Genomic DNA, 17,298 nt, shown 5'->3' on the forward strand with positions numbered 1-17,298 from the left:
GCCGTGCCCCTGATCACTCTTGTCATCGAGCAGTACGTGCAGTGGCGGCTCGGCGTGACTGCCGCGCTGGGACTCACCCTGCTGATCGCCGGCCTCAAGGCCGAGAACGCCACCTGCGCCGGCATCGGCGGCGTGCTGCTGGTGGCACCCGCCATCGTGCCCGCCGGCGGCTGACCCGAGCACCGCGTCACCGCTCCGCGGCACCCGCCCCCAGCACCCCGCTCCGCAGCACCATGCGCCCAGGCATCAGAAGACGTCCGGGCACCACGGGCGCCTCGGCGTGCGGAACACGGCGTCCGCCGCCGTCGCCGCGCCCGGGGCGTTCTCCTCGATACGACCCAGGGCCGCCAGCCGCACCGCAGAGGCATCGCCCAGATACAGAGCCCCCAACTCCCTGACGTCCAGGGTGAGATCCGGCGATCCGGCAGACGCGACGCAGGTCGCGCCGTCCGGGGAGGTCTCCAGGCGGAAGCGGCCGGACGCCAGGCCCGCGGAGTCGTGGACGTCCAGGACCAGCGTCGCGGACGCTGTGTACGTACGTGCCTCGAGGGCTCGCACGACATCCAGGATCCGCACCCACAGGAAGTCCGCCTGCGTCAGCACCCGCGCCGCCCGCGGGTCCGGGAGCAGGTCGGGAAGCAGATCGTCGGGGGCGCGGTAGCCGGACTTGACCGTGGTGACCCAGTCCACCGAGCAGACGAAGTGCCACAGCGCCCGCTCGGCCTCGGGCGTCACGGCGATCAGCCCGAGCACCGAGGCCGTGTTCAGCGGCTGCTTCGCGTCGCCCCAGGTGTCGTCCGCCACGTACGCGACCAGTCCGTCCGTCTCGCCGGACGCCGAGCGGTACACCGCATAGAACGGCTCCTTCCACGAGTGGCCCGCCAGGCTCGCCTGGCCGGTGTTGATCTGCCACCACCGCTCGTCGCGGCTGACCACCCCGTGCTGCCCGGCCGCCAGCCGCCGGTGCAGTTCGGGGCCGAGTTTGCGTACGTCATTGCCGTCGACGAGATCGACACGGCCTCCGTCGCCGGGGCCCGACCACCGCGGGTCCAGGCCGGTGCGGGGGACGTCGATCGCCCACTCGGTGATGGAGGCGGCCGGACCGAAGCCGTACCGCCCGTAGATCGGGTACTCGGCGGCGATCAGCGTGGAGACCACGTCGCCGCGCTCCTTGGCCTCGGCCAGGTCCACGGACATCATCCGGCTGAGCAGGCCGCGGCGGCGGTGCGTCGGGGAGACGGTGACGTTCGAGACGGCGCTCGCGGGAAGCGTGGCCCCGCCGACCGCGGTGAGCTGCTGGACGAACGAGCGGTACGTCGCCACACACCGCCCGGCGTCGAACGCACCCCGGACCCGGGCGAGATCCATGTGCGGTCTGCGGTCGGCGACCTCCTCTTCCGAGATCAGCGGCGGCCTCAAAAACCCGGTGGCCAGCGCCCGCAGCCAGTCGGGGAACTCGGATTCGGTGACCAGGCGGGTTTCGACACTCATGCCACCCACGCTAGGTCGCAGGCAGAATGGCCCGCACCTGGTTTTCCCCGGGGCCGGACGGCGGAGGCCGTTGCCCCCGCAGGTGAGCGTGGCGGGCTCACTCATCGTGGGCTCCCGGAGCGTGCTGCGCGATGCCCGCTGCCCGGAAGGGCCGCCTCAGGTGAGCAGGTCGTCCACTTGCGCTTCGCCTTCGCGGTATCTGCGCGTGATCTCCGCGCTGCAGTCGTCCGTGGTGCGCTGGAGCTGATGCCGGCGGCGCGAGACCTTCTGTTCGTAGCCCAGCAGACGTCCCATCGCGGAATGCAGCTCGTCGTCCGTACGGGCGTCGAGGTCGGAGAGCCCGACCTCGTCGAGCATGTCGGCCGCGAGCCGCCGGTACTCGTCGCCGCGCGGCGTGGAGAGCGTGAGATGGCGGGCGGACGAGCCCCGCCGGGACGGCACGTCGACGAGGATCTCCGACAGCCGGTCGACCACCGGCGACTCCGGGTCGGCGCGCCGCGCCAGCTCCGCCCGAAGGATGTCGATACGGCCCTGGACCAGCCGCCGTACATAGCTGAGGTCGGCCTCGTCGCGCTGCGAGTCGCGGCGCAGCGCGCGCAGCTCGGGCAGCCCCAAGGCGGCCAATTCGGGCTGCCGATGCTCGGGCAGCTCCACCGCGGTGGGCTTCGGATGGCCGGACGGCTGCTGCGCCGCGGTGGGCTGCTGATTCCCCTGCGGCTCCCTCGCGGCCTCCTGCGGATGCTCCGCCCCTGCCCCGTGAGCGGACTCGCCCAGCTCAGTCCCGCGCCGCTGCGGTGGCTGCTCCGCCTCCGCCTCCGCACACCGCAGAGGCTCGGGCGGCTCCGCCCCGGTGCGCTGCAGGGGCGGCCGCGCGGCGCTTGTCGCGCCGGCCGCGGACACCGGCGGCGCGGATACGGGACCACCGGGCGGGCGCCCGATGCCGGATGTGCTCATATGCGTAGACCGTCCCCTCGACCGGTGCATGAGGTCTCCCCGGGCCCGGTGGGCCGAGGGGAAGCACCGCCTTCGTTGCATCGTGCCATTGAGGCAGGTTCCGACGCAGGTGGACGGCACCGGTTCAGCCACGGTTAGGTTGATCCGTATGCGTGCAGTGGTGCAGAGAGTGGACGGCGCGAGCGTCGTGGTGACCGACGAGTCCGGGCAACCGGAGACCGTCGGCGAGATCGTCGGCGAAGGACTGTGTGTGCTGGTGGGAGTCACCCACGAGGACACCGAGGAGAAGGCGGCCCAACTGGCCCGCAAGCTCTGGTCGGTCCGCATGCTGGAGGGTGAGAAGTCCTGCTCGGACGTGAATGCACCCTTGCTGGTGATTTCTCAGTTCACTCTCTACGGGGACGCCCGCAAGGGGCGGCGCCCCACCTGGAACGCCGCGGCGCCCGGGCCCGTGGCCGAGCCGCTCGTCGACGAGGTCGTGGCACAGCTGCGGGCGCTCGGCGCACAGGTGGAGACGGGGCGGTTCGGAGCGCGGATGCGTGTCTCGCTCACCAACGACGGCCCGTTCACCGTCCTGATCGAGATGTGACGACGCCGTCGATTACGGCTCGACGACCGTCTCCTGCGCGGCTGCCGTGTCCCCGGCAAGCAGCTCCGCGTCCGCCGGCACATTCCGCTTCACCAGCGCCAGCGCGATCGGACCGAGCTCGTGGTGGCGGCCGGACGTGGTGATGAAGCCCAGCTGGCGGCCGTCCTCACCGTCCGCGGCCAGCCTGACGGGGGTGCCGGGGCCCGGCAGATGCACCTCGCTGCCGTCCAGGTGCAGGAAGACCAGCCGGCGCGGCGGCTTCCCCAGGTTGTGGACGCGCGCGACGGTCTCCTGGCCGCGGTAGCAGCCCTTCTGGAGGTGGACCGCACTGCCGATCCAGCCCAGCTCGTGCGGGATGGTGCGATGGTCGGTCTCGAAGCCCAGGCGCGGCCGGTGGTTCTCGATACGCAGCGCCTCGTACGCGAGGATCCCGGCCGCGGGGCCGTTGGCCAGGGCGTACGACTCGAGGCCCGCGCGCGGCAGGAACAGATCGCGGCCGTAAGGGGTCTCCCGTACGACAACCCCGTTTGGAGCGTCGGCGATCGAGCCGGCGGGCAGATGCACGACCGCGAAGTCCTCGGTACGGTCGGCCACTTCCACCCGGTAGAAGAACTTCATCGACTCCAGATAGCCGATCAGCGCCTCCTGCGTGCCCGGCTCCACATGCGCCCAGACCGTCTCCCCGTCATCGACGAGATACAGGGCATGCTCGATATGGCCGTGCGCGGACAGGATCAGGGCCTCGGTGGCCTGCCCGGCCGGCAGATCGGTCATGTGCTGGGTGAGCAGCAGGTGCAGCCAGCTCAGCCGGTCCTCACCGGTGACGCTGACGACTCCGCGGTGCGAAAGGTCGACAAGACCCTTGCCGTCGGCGAGGGCCCGCTGCTCACGGAACAGGTCGCCGTAGTGCGCGGCGACGCCTTCGTCGCGTCCCTCGGCGGGCACGGCGCCGGGCAAGGACATCAGAGGGCTGGTGGGTGCGTGTGACGGCATGGCACCAGCCTACGACTCGGTGCTCGCGGCCTTCGCGGTGCAGTCCTGGCAACGGCCGAAGATCGCGAAATGCTTCATGTCCGTCTCGAACCCGAAGGTGGCACGCAGCTTCGCGGTGAAGTCCGCGGCGATCTCGACGTCCGCCTCGATGACCTCCGTGCAGTCCCGGCACACCAGATGAAGGTGGTGGTGCCGGTCGGCGAGGTGGTAGGTGGGGGCGCCGTGCCCGAGGTGGGCATGGGAGACCAGACCCAGCTCCTCGAGCAGCTCCAGCGTCCGGTAGACGGTGGAGATGTTCACCCCCGACGCGGTCTTGCGCACCTCGCCGAGGATGTCGTCCGGAGTGGCGTGCTCAAGCGTGTCGACGGCCTCGAGGACAAGCTGGCGCTGCGGAGTCAGCCGGTAGCCGCGCTGCCGCAGATCGCTCTTCCAGTCGGTGCTCACCACACCCCCAGTGTAGGCAGCGGCCTGCGGCGCGGGCCCCTCGCTCGCGGGTCGCCCGCTCGGCCTACCTGAAAAAGGCGATGCCGTCGTCGGGCAGGTCACCCAGGTCCTTGGCCCAGGAGGCGACCTGCTCGGGGGTGACGACCTTCTTCAGGTGCGCCGACATGTACGGGCGCAGCGGGACCTCGGGGGTGGCCTTCTCGCCGACCCACATCAGGTCGCCCTTCACGTACCCGTACAGCCGCTTGCCACCGCTGTAGGGAGCGGAGGCGGCGGTGCGCGCGACGGCGTCCGTCACCAGGTCGATCTGCGGCTTCTGGTCGGCGAGGTCGCCGTACCAGATCTCCACGATGCCCTGGTCGCGGACCATCACCACCTCGACCTTGCGGTCCTTGTCGATGCGCCAGTAGCCGCTCTCGCTCTCCAGCGGCTTGACCTTGTTGCCCTCGGCGTCCAGGACCCAGGAGTGCGAGACGTACTCGACGAAGTCCCGGCCGTCATGGCTGAAGGTGACGGACTGGCCGAAGTTGCACTTCTCGGCGCCGGGGAAGTCGGAGACGCCCACGCCCTCCCACGTGCCGAGGAGGAACGCGAGGGGGACGAGGCCCGGGTTCAGGTCGGAAGGAATCTCGATCATGAGGAGCTCTGTCGATCTGTAGTGGGTGAGGAGCGAGTGGGTGTCAGCGCTGGCCCTGGTACAGCTTCTTCACGGCCAGGACGGTGAAGGCGAGCACGCCGACGCAGACCAGAACCAGCAGAGCTTCGAAGAAAACGATCACGGAGTGCTCCTCGAATGAGCGGTGAAGGCAGAACGGGCCGGACCCCAGCTTAGTGGGCGGGGGTCCGGCACTCGCGGTGAGGTCGGCCTCGGCGAGGCCGCCGCGACGTCCCCGCCCGGTCTGTCGAGCAGCTGGTTCTGCAGGATCACGGTCTGGTGGAACGGGACGACCGGAGCGGCGCCCTTGCGGCCTGGACGATCAGCGCGACCGTGTCACCGGCCTGCACATGGGCCTGCCGGGTCGACGCGCCGTCCGCCATGGTCCAGCCGCGGGCGGCGACATGCCGGACCGCGTACTCGGCCAGTGCCTCGCGCAGCTCGCCGCGCTCGTCCTTCGCACTCGGAGAGGTACTGCTCCACGCCGGTCCAGCCGCCGGGGAGCTCCTCGTCCTCGGCGTCCCAGAGGGTGTCCCCCCACGAGAGCCGAGGCGCAGCTTCCGTTCAGCTGCGCACCCAACAGGCACCCCGGCCGGCACAGGGGTCGTGGCGCCGCGCACTACAGTTCGGCGCATGGCGAAGAAGCTCGTGATCAAGGTGACCGCCGGGGCCGACGCCCCCGAGCGGTGTTCTCAGGCCTTTACCGTGGCGGCCGTCGCCGTCGCCAGTGGCGTGGAGGTTTCCCTCTGGCTGACCGGGGAGTCCTCGTGGTTCGCGCTGCCGGGGCGCGCGGCCGAGTTCGAGTTGCCGCATGCCGCGCCGCTGCCGGAGCTGATCGAGTCGATCCGGGCCGCCGGGCAGATCACGCTGTGCACGCAGTGCGCGGCCCGGCGCGACATCACGGAGAAGGACGTACTGGACGGCGTACGGATCGCCGGAGCCCAGGTGTTCGTCAGCGAGATCATGACGGACGGCGTGCAGGCCCTCGTCTACTGAGGCCGCTTCTTGCCGTCGAGTTCGTCCCACCACTCGTCGGACTTCGGGTCGCCCGAGGGGTCGTCCCACCACCGGTCGTCGGGCCCGCGCCGGTTGGCGATCATCGCAGCGACCGGCGGGATGACCATGGCTACGACACACATCCCGACGGCGACGGGCACGGACCACAGCCGGACGACGGCCCAGGCACCCACGAAGAGCACCAGACAGGCCGCCATCATCCCGAAGTAGATGTGCCGCCGCCGTGCGTACATACCTTCAGCGTACGACCGGAAAGCGGCCCTGAAGCACCCGAAATGACCGCAGGACCGCACCCCGATCAGGAAGCGTCCAACCCCCTGAGGTGCGGCCCTGCGGCCGGTTCATGAGCAATCAGACGGCGATTGCGACCTCGGCGAGGCCACCCGTCTGCGCGACGACCGTACGGTCCGCCGTGCCGCCCGGCACCAGCGCACGCACGGTCCACGTGCCCTCGGCCGCGTAGAAGCGGAACTGTCCGGTCGCCGAGGTCGGGACCTCGGCGGTGAACTCGCCGGTCGAGTCCAGCAGACGCACGTAACCGGTCACGGGCTGGCCGTCACGGGTCACCTGGCCCTGGATGGTGGTCTCACCGGGCTTGATCGTCGAGGCGTCGGGGCCGCCGACCTGCGCTCCACACATATCTTCTCTGTCCTTAGAGTCGGGGGTTCCGGGATTACTTGGCGGCGCCGAGCTCGATCGGCACACCGACGAGGGAGCCGTACTCGGTCCACGAACCGTCGTAGTTCTTGACGTTGTCGACACCGAGCAGCTCGTGCAGCACGAACCAGGTCAGCGCGGAACGCTCACCGATACGGCAGTAGGCGATGGTGTCCTTCGCCAGGTCGACCTGCTCGTCCTCGTAGAGGGCCTTGAGCTCGTCGTCCGACTTGAACGTGCCGTCGTCGTTGGCGTTCTTCGACCACGGGATGTTGCGGGCGCTCGGCACATGGCCGGGGCGCTGCGACTGCTCCTGCGGCAGGTGGGCAGGGGCGAGCAGCTTGCCGCTGAACTCGTCGGGGGAGCGCACGTCGACCAGGTTCTGGTTGTCGATCGCGGCGACGACCTCGTCGCGGAAGGCGCGGATCGACGTGTCCTGGGCCTTGGCCTTGTACTCGGTGGCCGGACGGGCCGGGACCTCGGCGACCAGGTCGCGGGAGTCGAGCTCCCACTTCTTGCGGCCGCCGTCGAGGAGCTTGACGCTCTCGTGGCCGTAGAGCTTGAAGTACCAGTACGCGTACGAGGCGAACCAGTTGTTGTTGCCGCCGTAGAGGACGACGGTGGTGTCGTTCGCGATGCCCTTCTCCGACAGGAGCTTCTCGAAGCTCTCCTGGTCGATGAAGTCACGGCGGACCGGGTCCTGGAGGTCCTTGGTCCAGTCGATGCGGATCGCGTTCGTGATGTGGTTCTTCTCGTACGCAGAGGTGTCCTCGTCGACCTCGACGATGGCGACCTTCGGGTCGTCGATGTGGGCCTCGACCCAGTCGGCGTCTACCAGGACGTCGCTGCGGCTCATGCTGTTCTCCTCCGGGGCAGTGTGCGGCGGGTTGATACGCGAGGGGGTGCGGGTACGCGGACAGCGCGGCGAACCGGCACGGGGGTGGCCCTGACAGAGGTCCAAGGGCCGGGGGATACGGGAGGCCGAGCTCCCGCTCAGGCAGTGCGACAGAGCATGGCGGCGACGCGGCACAGATCCACTGCCCGCCGCTTCGTGAGGTCCGCCTGTCGCTTCATGGGTCCGATCGTAGGGACGAGTCGGCGGCAATGTCACCGGCGTGTCGGATGCTGAGACGCGATCATCCACTATGCGATACGAAAAAGGGAACGAGGCGCGCCCCTCCGCCTGCGCGGGGGATTGCGCCTCGTTCCCTTCTGCCCACCGGACACTGCCGTCTCACCATACGGCCGTGCGCCCCGTTTTCGCCCGCTTCAGCCCGTCAGCTCGACATCCTTGCCGGTGACGGTGAAGACAACGCCGTCCGCCTTCGCCTCGACCTTCTCGAGCTCGAGGCCCGTGGGCAGTCCGCCGATCTGCCGGTCGAAGTCCGTCCTGCGGCGGACCAGGTCCTCGAGGCCGGGGATGCCCTCGCCCGGCACCTCGTCGGCCCGCACCCGGATCGTGTCACCGTCCACCAGGCTCACGGTGGAGACAACGCTGCGCGTCACCTTCCGCCCGAGGAATTCCACCGAACCGGTGACCTTCAGCTTGCCGTTCCCGCCGTAGGCGACGGTGACACCGTCGTCGGAGGCCGCGGTGAGGTCCGCGTACGAGATACGGGCGACACCCTCGGCACGCGCGGCGGTCGCGCTGGAATAGCCCTCACCGAGCCGTACCTGGAAGAGATCGGCGGACATCTCGGTGATGCGCACCCGGCGGCCCGAGGCGCTTGCCTCGATGCCGCTGAGCTTGATCTCGACCTCGTCGAGCTCCTTGCCGGCGACCTGCGTCAGAAACGGAAAGCCCTTGATGGACACATCCGTCGAACCGGCCGCGCCCTGCTGGACCCTGATGCGCTCGGACGCCTTCGACTCGGCCATGTTGACCGCGACTCTGTCCACGACGACGAAGATGCCGCCGAGCACGACGGCGACGATCAGCAGTATTCGCAGTGCACGCATGTGATTGGTGTCCCCCACCCTGGTCTGTGGCCCCCGGAGGCCCGAGAGCCTGAATCAGTCCGGACGACGCCTTCTGGTTCTGCTCAATGATCGACGAACAGCGGCCATCGATGGTTCCGACGGGACGCGCCGGTGGCCCGGCAGCGGAGCCGGGCCGGAGTCGCACCCGAGCCGGACCGGTACCCGACCGGGTGCCTCAGACCAGCGCGCGACCGATCAGATACACGGCGGGGGCCGCCGCGGTCAGCGGCAGTGCCACGCCCGCCGTCATGTGGACGAAGCGGGACGGGTAGTCGTAGCCCGCCACCCGCAGGCCGACCAGCGCGCAGACCCCTGCCGCGAGCCCGAGCAGCGCGCCGCCCGTTCCCAGTCCCGTGAGACCTCCGGCCGCGATGCCCGCACCGGCCGCGGCAAGCAGGGAGACGGCGACGGACGCGATGCCCGGCAGCGGCAGCGCCCGGGCGAGCACGGTCACGGCGACCGCGATCCCTCCGACAGTCACGGCGTCACCGGTGGCCGCCAGATGTCCGGTCGCCATGATCGCGAGCGCCGCCGACGCGATGGTCGCCATCAGCCCGTACATCCTCTCGTCGGCACCCGCTCGGCTGCGCAGCTGCAGCACGAGCGTGAGCAGCACCCAGACGCCGAGTGTGCCGATGATCGCGGCGGGGCCGTGCTCCTTGCCGGCGGCGAGCAGGGCGACGTCGGCCGCGAGACCGCCCGCGAAGGCGAGGGCGATGCCCTGCCGGGCGGGCCACATGCCGTTCAGCCGGAACCAGCCGGCCGCGGTGACCGCCTGGAGCAGGACGAGCGGGACGAGCAGGGCGGACGGGCCGATGGTCGCGCCGGCGGCGAGGAGCAGGCCGAGTGCGGCGGTCAGCCCGGCCGGCTGCATGCCCGGTGGGATGATCGGCGAGCGGCCCTCGGCGCGGGCGCGCTGGGCGTCGGTGATCCGCGCGTTGCCGCCGGTGGTGGGGGTGCTGTAGCTCCCACGGGCGGCCGCGGCGGCAGTCGGCTCCGACGGCTCGTATGTCGACGGGGCCTCGGGCGCCGGGGCCTCCGGCGGCAGCGGGTGGGCGGTCTGCGGCAGATACGCGGTGTCGGCCGCGGCGGCGGGCCGGGCGTTCTGCACGACCGGCTGGTACTGCGTGTCCCAGGTGTCGCCCTGCCAGGTCTGCGTCGCTCCCGCGTCCTGGTACGGCGGCTGTGCCACGGGCTGCTGGTACGGGTCCTGGCCCTGGAACCGGTCCTGGTCCTGGTCCCGGTACGAGCCCGGATACGGATCCTGGTACGGGTACGGCGTCTGCTGCTGCCCGTACGGATACTGCTGATCGCTGCTCATGCTGTGCGGTTCACCCTCCTGCGAACGGCGGGAGCACCTCGACCGTGCCGCCCTCGGCAAGCCGTACGGTCTCATGACCACGTGTCCCGACGGGGTCACCGTCGACCACGAACGAGCACCGCCGCAGTACACGCGTGAGCTCCCCGGGGTGGCGTTCGCGGACCGCGTCGAGCGCCTCGGCGAGTGTCCCCGCGGCGTACGGCTCCTCCGCCACCCCGGCCGCCGCCTTGGCCGCGGCCCAGTAGCGGATCGTGCCCGCTGCCATAGCGGCACTCCTTTCGTTCATGTGCGCGCCGCCCTCCATGATGGTCTACTCGCCCACGAGCCAGTCCCCCAGGCGGCGCAACAGATCGTCGTCGGCCGCGTTCTCGGCGTGGCCCATGCCCTTTTCCAACCACAGCTCTGCCGGTCCCCCACCCGCCTCGGCGGCCTCGGCCAGCATCCGCGGATGGTCGAGCGGGAAGTACGGGTCGCTGTCGCCGTGGACGATCAGCAGCGGGGTCGGCGCGATCAGCGGGACCGCTTCGACCGGGGAGAGCGGGACGGGATCCCAGTCCCGGTGGTGGATGCGGGTACGGAGGCCGTAGCGGCCCACCAGCCGGCCGAGCGGGCGTGTGACCACCCAGTGCAGTCGGCGCATCGGGGCCGTTCCGCGGTAGTACCAGCGCGCGGGGGCGCTCACGGCCGCGAGTGCATCCGTTCGCGCTTCAGTGAGCCCCCTATGCATTGCCGCGTGCCGGAGCACCACCGAGCCCCCCATCGAGAACCCCACGGTGACCACGCGGGAGTGCCCGAGCGAGCGCGCCCAGGCGACCGCCGTGGCCAGATCCAGCACCTCGCGGTCGCCGACCGTGGAGTGACCGCCCGAACGGCCGTGCCCACGAAAAGAGAAGGTGACGACGGCCGCACGCCGGGAGAAAACCCCTGCTGCGCGGCGCACCGCGGGCCGGTCGACGGACCCCGTGAAACCGTGCGCGACAACGATGGCGGTGTCACCGGGCCCGTTCGTGCACGGCTCGTAGAGGGCCTCGATGGGTACCCCGTCCGGTGTACGGAGGGTTGCGCGGCGGGGTCCGGCCAAAGGTGCGCCGATGTCGGCCAGGACACAGCGGGAGATCGAGAATGCGTCCACAGTGTGAAATGAGCCCTCTGCCTCGGAACTGATGTGGGCTATTCTGCTGGGCAGAGGATCCGGGCAATGCAGCCCCCGGGTCCTTTCGTGCTTTCCCACTGTTGTTACGGGCGGATGAGCACGATGCGCAACGGCTCTCAGGGCGCGAGGGCCGACGTACGAAGCAGTGCCGCAGAACGTCCTCGAAGGGACCGAGGAGGAACCGACGTTATGGGCGAGCGATCCGTGCACGACGACGACCGCAGGACGACCCGGACGACCCAGGCAGGTGGAGCGCGATGAGCTCACTGCTGCTCCTGACCAATGCCCTCCAGCCGTCGACGGAGGTGCTCCCCGCTCTCGGCCTGCTCCTGCACAACGTTCGGGTGGCCCCCGCCGAGGGACCGGCCCTCGTCGACACCCCCGGTGCCGACGTCATCCTCATCGACGGCCGGCGCGATCTGCCGCAGGTGCGGTCGCTGTGCCAGCTGCTCCGCTCCACCGGTCCCGGCTGTCCGCTGATCCTGGTGGTGACGGAGGGCGGGCTCGCGGCCGTCACCGCGGACTGGGGCATCGACGACGTACTGCTGGACACGGCGGGCCCGGCCGAGGTCGAGGCCCGGCTGCGGCTGGCCATGGGCCGCCAGCAGATCACCTCGGACGACTCCCCCATGGAGATCCGCAACGGCGATCTGTCGGTCGACGAAGCCACCTACAGCGCCAAGCTCAAGGGCCGGATCCTGGACCTGACCTTCAAGGAGTTCGAGCTGCTCAAGTACCTCGCACAGCACCCCGGCCGGGTCTTCACCCGAGCCCAGCTGCTGCAGGAGGTCTGGGGCTACGACTACTTCGGCGGTACGCGCACGGTCGACGTCCATGTACGGCGGCTGCGCGCCAAGCTCGGCCCGGAGCACGAGTCGCTCATCGGAACCGTGCGGAACGTGGGCTATCGGTTCGTCGCACCCGAGAAGGTCGAACGCGCGGCCGAGGAGGCCAAGGCGAAGGCCGCGGCGGACATCGCCCGTACGGAGGACACCCCCGAGGTGGCGGAACCAGCCGTACGCCCTGCCCAGAGGTAGGTCACCACGCGTAGACTTCGCGCGTGGCCAAGGTGACGCGGGACGATGTGGCGCGACTGGCGGGTACTTCGACCGCCGTCGTGAGCTATGTCATCAACAACGGACCGAGGCCGGTTGCCCCGGCCACGCGCGAGCGGGTACTCGCAGCGATCAAGGAGCTGGGCTACCGGCCCGATCGGGTTGCCCAGGCGATGGCGTCGCGGCGTACCGACCTCATAGGCATGATCGTGCCGGACGCCCGGCAGCCGTTCTTCGCCGAAATGGCCCATGCCGTCGAACAGGCCGCGGCCGAGCGCGGAAAAATGGTGCTGGTCGGGAATTCCGACTACCGCGACGAGCGCGAGGTCCACTATCTGCGGGCCTTCCTCGGCATGCGGGTCTCCGGACTGATCCTGGTCAGCCAGGGACCCAGCGAGCGGGCCGCGGCCGAGATCGAGGCGTGGGACGCACGGGTGGTGCTGCTGCACGAGCGGCCCGAGGCGATCGACGACGTCGCGGTGGTCACGGACGACATCGGCGGTGCCCAGCTGGCCACCCGGCATCTGCTGGAGCACGGTCACCCGTACGTCGCCTGTCTCGGCGGTGTCGAGAACACCCCCGCGGTCGGCGACCCTGTGGCGGACCACGTCGAGGGCTGGCGCCGGGCGATGCTGGAGTCCGGCCGCTCGACCGAGGGACGGCTGTTCCAGGCCCCGTACAACCGCTACGACGCCTACCAGGTCGCCCTCAAGCTGCTCTCCGGTCCCGACCGGCCGCCGGCGATCTTCTGCTCCACGGACGACCAGGCGTTCGGCGTGCTGCGGGCCGCGCGCGAGCTGCGGATCGACGTACCGGGCGAGCTGGCGGTGGCAGGGTTCGACGACGTCAAGGAGGCGGCGCTGACCGACCCCCCGCTGACGACGATCTCCTCGGACCGGCCCGCCATGGCCCGGGCCGCGGTCGACCTGGTGCTGGACGACGGCCTGCGGGTGGCGGGCTCACGGCGGGAGCGGGTGAAGCAGTTCCCGTCGGGCCTGGTGATCCGCCGATCCTGCGGCTGCGGCTGACGTCGCTCCCGGCTGGGGGTGACGTCGCTCCCGGTCCGTCGTTCCTGGAGCGGTCGGCGTCCTTACATGGGGCATACGCCGTTCTGCAGGACTTCTCAGGACGCACTCAGACAGTTCTCATGGACCTGTCCGAGACTCCTTGCCATGACGGACCACTACCGCCGCGACGGCGAAGACGACGGGTACCCACCACAGACCCGGGACCGGCGTGACGGAGGCGGCGGATTCTCGCCGCCTCCGCCCTGTGGGCCCGCCCGGCCGCCGGTCACCGTGTGGCCCGGCGACGGCGTGGCCGGCTACCCGCCTCCCTTCGACGGGCCGGTCCACAGCGCCGCGCCGCAGCCCGCCCCCGCCCACCGGGCCAGGGCGAAGCGGCCGGTCGGGCTGATCACCGCAGCCGCCGTCGCCGCCGCGCTCATCGGCGGCGGCGCGTCCGTGCTGGTCGGCGAGTACTACCAGGACCACTCCGTCGGCGTCGGCAACTCCGTGCCCGGCACCACGGTCGCGCGGAGCGACAAGGGCACGGTCGCGGGTGTCGCCGAGGCCGTCTCGCCGAGCATCGTCGAGATCAGCGCGGCGTCCACCGGCGGAAAGTCCACCGGCTCCGGCGTGATCATCACCAAGGACGGCGAGATCGTCACCAACAACCACGTCATCGTCGGCGCCTCGGCCATCACGGTCCGGCTCAGCAGCGGCAAGACGTACGACGCAGAGATCGTCGGCACCGACGCTGCCAAGGATCTCGCCCTCATCAAGCTCGACGATGCGCCGGCAGGGTTGCCGACAGCGACGCTCGGCGACTCCGGCAAGGTCAGGGTGGGTGACGGGGTCGTCGCCATCGGCTCCCCGGAGGGCCTGACCGGCACGGTCACCAGCGGCATCATCTCCGCGCTCGAGCGGGACGTGACGGTGGCGAAGGACCAGGACCCGGGGCGGCAGCAGCCGCGGGAGGGCTGGCCCTTCGAGTTCGGCGGGCAGGAGTTCAACGGTGACACCGGCGAATCGACGACGACCTACAAGGCGCTCCAGACCGACGCTTCCCTCAACCCCGGCAACTCCGGCGGCGCGCTGATCAACATGAACGGCGAGATCATCGGCATCAACTCGGCCATGTACTCGTCCGGTTCCGCCTCGGGTGGCTCCTCCGCGGGCAGCGTGGGCCTCGGCTTCGCGATCCCCGTCAACACGGTCAAGGCGGACCTGGACACCCTGCGCTCCGGGTCGGGCGCCTGACGACGTGCAAGGCTTGGCAGCTATGACGACCCCTCCCGAGAGCGGCCTCGAGCGCATCCTGATCGTCGACGACGAACCCGCCGTGCGCGAGGCGCTCCAGCGCTCGCTCGCCTTCGAGGGGTACGCCACCGAGCTCGCGGTCGACGGCATGGATGCCCTCGCCCGGGCGGAGTCGTACGCGCCCGATCTGATCGTGCTCGACATCCAGATGCCCCGGATGGACGGGCTGACAGCGGCCCGCCGGCTCCGCGCCGCGGGCTCGCGCGTGCCGATCCTGATGCTGACCGCCCGCGACACGGTCGGCGACCGTGTGACGGGACTGGACGCGGGCGCCGACGACTACCTGGTCAAGCCGTTCGAGCTGGACGAGCTGTTCGCCCGTGTCCGGGCGCTGCTGCGGCGCAGCGCGTACGCGGCGGCGGCCGTTCCGGCGCCCGCCGACGAGGACGTGCTGGCGTTCGCCGATCTGCGGATGGACCTGGCGACCCGCGAGGTCGCCCGCGGCACCCGCCGGGTCGAGCTGACCCGTACCGAATTCACGCTGCTGGAGCTGTTCCTCGCGCATCCGCGACAGGTGCTCACGCGGGAGCAGATCCTCAAGGCCGTCTGGGGCTTCGACTTCGAGCCGAGCTCCAACTCCCTGGATGTGTACGTCATGTACCTGCGGCGCAAGACGGAGGCGGCCGGCGAACCGCGTCTCGTCCACACCGTGCGGGGCGTGGGCTATGCGCTGCGGGAGGGATCCCCGGAGTGATCCGCAGATTCCAGGCCATGCCACTGCGGGCGCGGCTTGCGCTGCTGGTGGCGGTGGCGGTGGCTGTGGCGGTGGCGGTGGTGTCCACGGCGTGCTGGTTCATCGTGCGCGGAAAGCTGTACGCCGAGGTGGACGCCAAGCTGCACTCGGTGAGCGAGGGCACCCCGCTGCGGACCATGGACATTGCGGCGACGCTGCGGGGCTGTCCCGCGGCCCCTGTCCGCCAAGGCCAGTTCGACGGCCCGAAGCCCGTCTACTACTGGCAGCTCGCCCGGGCCGACGACGACAACCCCTGCGTCTTCGCCGAGTACTCCGCCGGCACCGTCCTGGTCGACAACGACGACAGGTACGTTGCGCGTAGCGGGGACCCGGCCGTCGAGTCCTTCCGCAACGGCACGACGACCGACGGGAAAGCGGTCCGGGTGCTCACCAGAGCGGCTGTCGCCCAGGGCCCGGGCGGCGGAGTCGTCGAGGACACTGCGGTGATGTTCGCGTTCCCTCTGAGGGAGACCGAGAGCACCCTCAACGATCTGGCTCTTCTGCTGCTCCTTGTTTCCGGCATCGGCGTACTCGGCGCGGGGGTCGCGGGGCTGTGGGTCGCGCGCACCGGCCTGAGACCCGTGGACCGGCTCACCGACGCGGTCGAGCACGTGGCCCGTACCGAGGATCTGAGCGTACGGATTCCCGTCGAGGGCGACGACGAGATCGCCCGGCTGTCCCGATCCTTCAACGCGATGACCGCCGCGCTGGCGTCCTCCCGGGATCTGCAGCAGCAGCTGATCGCCGACGCGGGTCACGAGCTGCGCACACCGCTCACCTCGTTGCGCACCAACATCGAACTGCTCGCCCGCAGCGAGGAGACGGGCCGGGCGATCCCGCCCGCCGACCGGCGGGCCCTGATGGCCTCGGTCACGGCGCAGATGACCGAACTGGCTTCGCTCATCGGAGATCTGCAGGAACTGTCCCGGCCGGACGCCGCGTCGCGGGGACCGCTGAAGGTCGTCGCGTTGCACGAGGTCGCCGAGGCGGCGCTGGAGCGGGCCAGGCTGCGCGGTCCCGAGCTGGTGTTCCGTTCGGATCTGGAGCCCTGGTACGTACGGGCCGAACAGGCGGCGCTGGAGCGGGCGATGGTCAATGTGCTGGACAACGCGGTGAAGTTCTCCCCGTCGGGCGCAGAGGTCGAGGTGACCCTGCGGGGCGGCGAGCTGGCGGTGCGCGACCACGGGCCGGGGATCCCGGCGCATGAACTCCCGCATGTCTTCGAGCGGTTCTGGCGCTCACCGTCCGCACGGTCCCTGCCGGGCTCGGGACTCGGGCTGTCGATCGTGGCCCGTACGGTGCAGCAGGCGGGCGGGCGGATCGCGCTGGCACCGGCACCGGGAGGCGGGACGTATGCGCTGATCAGCCTGCCGGGCGCGGCGACACCGCCACCGGCCTCCTCCTGACCGCGCCTCGGCTTCTGCGGCAGGAGGCATGACTCGCTCCTGACAACCGAGCGCCGGCCCCGCTACCTTCGGTGAATGCAGCCACAGGACCCTTACTCCGCGCCGACCCCTCCGCCCCCGCCCGCACCGCCCGGACCGCCCGCGCCCACCTCCCGTCGCCGGGTCGGCCCACTGGTCGCGGCGCTGGCGATCGGGCTGCTGATTGGCGGCGGAGCGGTAGGGGCAGCCTGGGCACTCGTCGGTGGCGCGGGGTCCGGTCCGGCGTCCGACGCCCAGGGGGCGTGCAACGCCCTCGCCGGCTACGACGAGTCGAAGCTCACGAGCAGGGGCAAGGAGGGCGAGATGGCGCTCTACCGTCTCGCCGGCGCGCTCGACCTCGCCACGGCGGCGGCCGCGGGCGACTCGGAGTACAAGCCGCTCGCGGACGCCATCAACCGGGCGCGCCTGCGCCAGGCCGACGGCTTCGAGGCCGCGGAGGTGCGCAAGGACCTGGACAAGGCCCGCGGCATCTGCGACGACCTCTGACGGC

Annotated in this window: 22 protein-coding genes; 9 read left to right on the forward strand and 13 right to left on the reverse strand. The window is 70.7% G+C overall.

Annotated features, from left to right (window positions below; translation table 11 throughout):
* The first annotated feature begins 3 nt into the window (after positions 1-3).
* On the forward strand, positions 4-174 hold the full coding sequence (locus ACFYWI_RS08420; protein WP_389227160.1) for a hypothetical protein: 171 nt from the start codon (positions 4-6) through the stop codon (positions 172-174).
* 72 nt (positions 175-246) lie between these two features.
* On the opposite strand, the gene ACFYWI_RS08425 is transcribed toward ACFYWI_RS08420, so the two are convergent.
* Both ACFYWI_RS08425 and ACFYWI_RS08430 read right to left on the reverse strand, forming a co-directional pair.
* Positions 247-1,491, reverse strand: a complete 1,245-nt coding sequence (locus tag ACFYWI_RS08425; RefSeq protein WP_389227163.1) for a GNAT family N-acetyltransferase — start codon at positions 1,489-1,491, stop codon at positions 247-249.
* A gap of 156 nt (positions 1,492-1,647) precedes the next feature.
* Positions 1,648-2,352, reverse strand: a complete 705-nt coding sequence (locus ACFYWI_RS08430) for a hypothetical protein (RefSeq protein WP_389227347.1) — start codon at positions 2,350-2,352, stop codon at positions 1,648-1,650.
* A 241-nt stretch (positions 2,353-2,593) separates the two neighbouring features.
* Between ACFYWI_RS08430 and dtd the strand changes: the two genes are divergently transcribed.
* Entirely contained in the window at positions 2,594-3,034 is a 441-nt protein-coding gene (gene dtd / locus ACFYWI_RS08435; protein ID WP_389227165.1) for a D-aminoacyl-tRNA deacylase, read from the forward strand.
* A 12-nt stretch (positions 3,035-3,046) separates the two neighbouring features.
* Here the strand turns inward: dtd and ACFYWI_RS08440 are convergent, their stop codons facing one another.
* From ACFYWI_RS08440 to ACFYWI_RS08450, 3 genes are all read right to left on the reverse strand, one after another.
* The gene (locus ACFYWI_RS08440; RefSeq protein ID WP_389227168.1) at positions 3,047-4,027 is read right to left on the reverse strand and encodes a YgfZ/GcvT domain-containing protein; all 981 of its coding nucleotides are present in this window, start codon (positions 4,025-4,027) and stop codon (positions 3,047-3,049) included.
* 9 nt (positions 4,028-4,036) lie between these two features.
* On the reverse strand, positions 4,037-4,474 hold the full coding sequence (locus ACFYWI_RS08445) for a Fur family transcriptional regulator (RefSeq protein WP_389227171.1): 438 nt from the start codon (positions 4,472-4,474) through the stop codon (positions 4,037-4,039).
* Between the two features lie 61 nt (positions 4,475-4,535).
* Positions 4,536-5,108, reverse strand: coding sequence for an FABP family protein (locus ACFYWI_RS08450; protein ID WP_389227174.1), 573 nt, complete (start codon positions 5,106-5,108; stop codon positions 4,536-4,538).
* A gap of 651 nt (positions 5,109-5,759) precedes the next feature.
* Between ACFYWI_RS08450 and ACFYWI_RS08455 the strand changes: the two genes are divergently transcribed.
* A complete protein-coding gene (locus tag ACFYWI_RS08455; RefSeq protein ID WP_389227177.1) occupies positions 5,760-6,122 on the forward strand; it encodes a DsrE family protein in 363 nt (120 codons plus the stop codon).
* Here the strand turns inward: ACFYWI_RS08455 and ACFYWI_RS08460 are convergent.
* The 8 genes from ACFYWI_RS08460 to ACFYWI_RS08495 form a co-directional block, all read right to left on the reverse strand.
* Positions 6,116-6,436, reverse strand: a complete 321-nt coding sequence (locus ACFYWI_RS08460) for a DUF3099 domain-containing protein (protein WP_389227180.1) — start codon at positions 6,434-6,436, stop codon at positions 6,116-6,118. The two genes, ACFYWI_RS08455 and ACFYWI_RS08460, sit on opposite strands and share 7 nt — an antisense overlap.
* Before the next feature lie 58 nt (positions 6,437-6,494).
* Positions 6,495-6,782 (reverse strand): DUF1416 domain-containing protein, encoded by a 288-nt coding sequence (locus ACFYWI_RS08465; protein WP_328399094.1) that lies wholly within the window; start codon positions 6,780-6,782, stop codon positions 6,495-6,497.
* 34 nt (positions 6,783-6,816) lie between these two features.
* Positions 6,817-7,656, reverse strand: coding sequence for a sulfurtransferase (locus ACFYWI_RS08470; RefSeq protein ID WP_389227183.1), 840 nt, complete (start codon positions 7,654-7,656; stop codon positions 6,817-6,819).
* Positions 7,657-7,793: 137 nt separating this feature from the next.
* Positions 7,794-7,874 (reverse strand): putative leader peptide, encoded by an 81-nt coding sequence (locus tag ACFYWI_RS08475; RefSeq protein ID WP_351257108.1) that lies wholly within the window; start codon positions 7,872-7,874, stop codon positions 7,794-7,796.
* A gap of 195 nt (positions 7,875-8,069) precedes the next feature.
* Entirely contained in the window at positions 8,070-8,759 is a 690-nt protein-coding gene (locus ACFYWI_RS08480; RefSeq protein ID WP_389227186.1) for a DUF2993 domain-containing protein, read from the reverse strand.
* A 196-nt stretch (positions 8,760-8,955) separates the two neighbouring features.
* A complete protein-coding gene (locus ACFYWI_RS08485) occupies positions 8,956-10,101 on the reverse strand; it encodes a hypothetical protein (protein ID WP_389227189.1) in 1,146 nt (381 codons plus the stop codon).
* 10 nt (positions 10,102-10,111) lie between these two features.
* Complete coding sequence (locus ACFYWI_RS08490) at positions 10,112-10,366, reverse strand: MoaD/ThiS family protein (protein WP_389227192.1); 255 nt, start codon at positions 10,364-10,366, stop codon at positions 10,112-10,114.
* Between the two features lie 45 nt (positions 10,367-10,411).
* A complete protein-coding gene (locus ACFYWI_RS08495; protein ID WP_389227351.1) occupies positions 10,412-11,266 on the reverse strand; it encodes an alpha/beta hydrolase in 855 nt (284 codons plus the stop codon).
* Between the two features lie 245 nt (positions 11,267-11,511).
* Here ACFYWI_RS08495 and ACFYWI_RS08500 point away from each other — a divergent pair, with 245 nt between their 5' ends.
* From ACFYWI_RS08500 to ACFYWI_RS08525, 6 genes are all read left to right on the forward strand, one after another.
* Entirely contained in the window at positions 11,512-12,291 is a 780-nt protein-coding gene (locus tag ACFYWI_RS08500) for a response regulator transcription factor (protein WP_389227195.1), read from the forward strand.
* A gap of 23 nt (positions 12,292-12,314) precedes the next feature.
* Positions 12,315-13,337 (forward strand): LacI family DNA-binding transcriptional regulator, encoded by a 1,023-nt coding sequence (locus tag ACFYWI_RS08505; protein WP_389227198.1) that lies wholly within the window; start codon positions 12,315-12,317, stop codon positions 13,335-13,337.
* Between the two features lie 144 nt (positions 13,338-13,481).
* Complete coding sequence (locus ACFYWI_RS08510) at positions 13,482-14,570, forward strand: S1C family serine protease (protein ID WP_389227201.1); 1,089 nt, start codon at positions 13,482-13,484, stop codon at positions 14,568-14,570.
* 22 nt (positions 14,571-14,592) lie between these two features.
* The gene (locus ACFYWI_RS08515; protein WP_389227204.1) at positions 14,593-15,324 is read left to right on the forward strand and encodes a response regulator transcription factor; all 732 of its coding nucleotides are present in this window, start codon (positions 14,593-14,595) and stop codon (positions 15,322-15,324) included.
* Positions 15,312-16,769, forward strand: a complete 1,458-nt coding sequence (locus ACFYWI_RS08520) for a sensor histidine kinase (RefSeq protein WP_389227354.1) — start codon at positions 15,312-15,314, stop codon at positions 16,767-16,769. The genes ACFYWI_RS08515 and ACFYWI_RS08520 overlap by 13 nt, the downstream gene beginning before the upstream one ends.
* Positions 16,770-16,844: 75 nt before the next feature.
* Entirely contained in the window at positions 16,845-17,294 is a 450-nt protein-coding gene (locus ACFYWI_RS08525) for a hypothetical protein (RefSeq protein ID WP_389227207.1), read from the forward strand.
* Positions 17,295-17,298: the final 4 nt, after the last annotated feature.

It is taken from the genome of Streptomyces sp. NPDC002889 (assembly GCF_042888425.1).
In the GTDB taxonomy this organism is placed as follows: domain Bacteria; phylum Actinomycetota; class Actinomycetes; order Streptomycetales; family Streptomycetaceae; genus Streptomyces.

Coding starts and splice junctions, on each gene's coding strand:
- ACFYWI_RS08425 (WP_389227163.1), bottom strand. CDS start 1,491: ATGAGTGTCGAAACCCGCCTGGTCACCGAATCCGAGTTCCCCGACTGG.
- dtd (WP_389227165.1), top strand. CDS start 2,594: ATGCGTGCAGTGGTGCAGAGAGTGGACGGCGCGAGCGTCGTGGTGACC.
- ACFYWI_RS08440 (WP_389227168.1), bottom strand. CDS start 4,027: ATGCCGTCACACGCACCCACCAGCCCTCTGATGTCCTTGCCCGGCGCC.
- ACFYWI_RS08450 (WP_389227174.1), bottom strand. CDS start 5,108: ATGATCGAGATTCCTTCCGACCTGAACCCGGGCCTCGTCCCCCTCGCG.
- ACFYWI_RS08455 (WP_389227177.1), top strand. CDS start 5,760: ATGGCGAAGAAGCTCGTGATCAAGGTGACCGCCGGGGCCGACGCCCCC.
- ACFYWI_RS08465 (WP_328399094.1), bottom strand. CDS start 6,782: ATGTGTGGAGCGCAGGTCGGCGGCCCCGACGCCTCGACGATCAAGCCC.
- ACFYWI_RS08470 (WP_389227183.1), bottom strand. CDS start 7,656: ATGAGCCGCAGCGACGTCCTGGTAGACGCCGACTGGGTCGAGGCCCAC.
- ACFYWI_RS08475 (WP_351257108.1), bottom strand. CDS start 7,874: ATGAAGCGACAGGCGGACCTCACGAAGCGGCGGGCAGTGGATCTGTGC.
- ACFYWI_RS08480 (WP_389227186.1), bottom strand. CDS start 8,759: ATGCGTGCACTGCGAATACTGCTGATCGTCGCCGTCGTGCTCGGCGGC.
- ACFYWI_RS08485 (WP_389227189.1), bottom strand. CDS start 10,101: ATGAGCAGCGATCAGCAGTATCCGTACGGGCAGCAGCAGACGCCGTAC.
- ACFYWI_RS08490 (WP_389227192.1), bottom strand. CDS start 10,366: ATGGCAGCGGGCACGATCCGCTACTGGGCCGCGGCCAAGGCGGCGGCC.
- ACFYWI_RS08500 (WP_389227195.1), top strand. CDS start 11,512: ATGAGCTCACTGCTGCTCCTGACCAATGCCCTCCAGCCGTCGACGGAG.
- ACFYWI_RS08510 (WP_389227201.1), top strand. CDS start 13,482: ATGACGGACCACTACCGCCGCGACGGCGAAGACGACGGGTACCCACCA.
- ACFYWI_RS08515 (WP_389227204.1), top strand. CDS start 14,593: ATGACGACCCCTCCCGAGAGCGGCCTCGAGCGCATCCTGATCGTCGAC.
- ACFYWI_RS08525 (WP_389227207.1), top strand. CDS start 16,845: ATGCAGCCACAGGACCCTTACTCCGCGCCGACCCCTCCGCCCCCGCCC.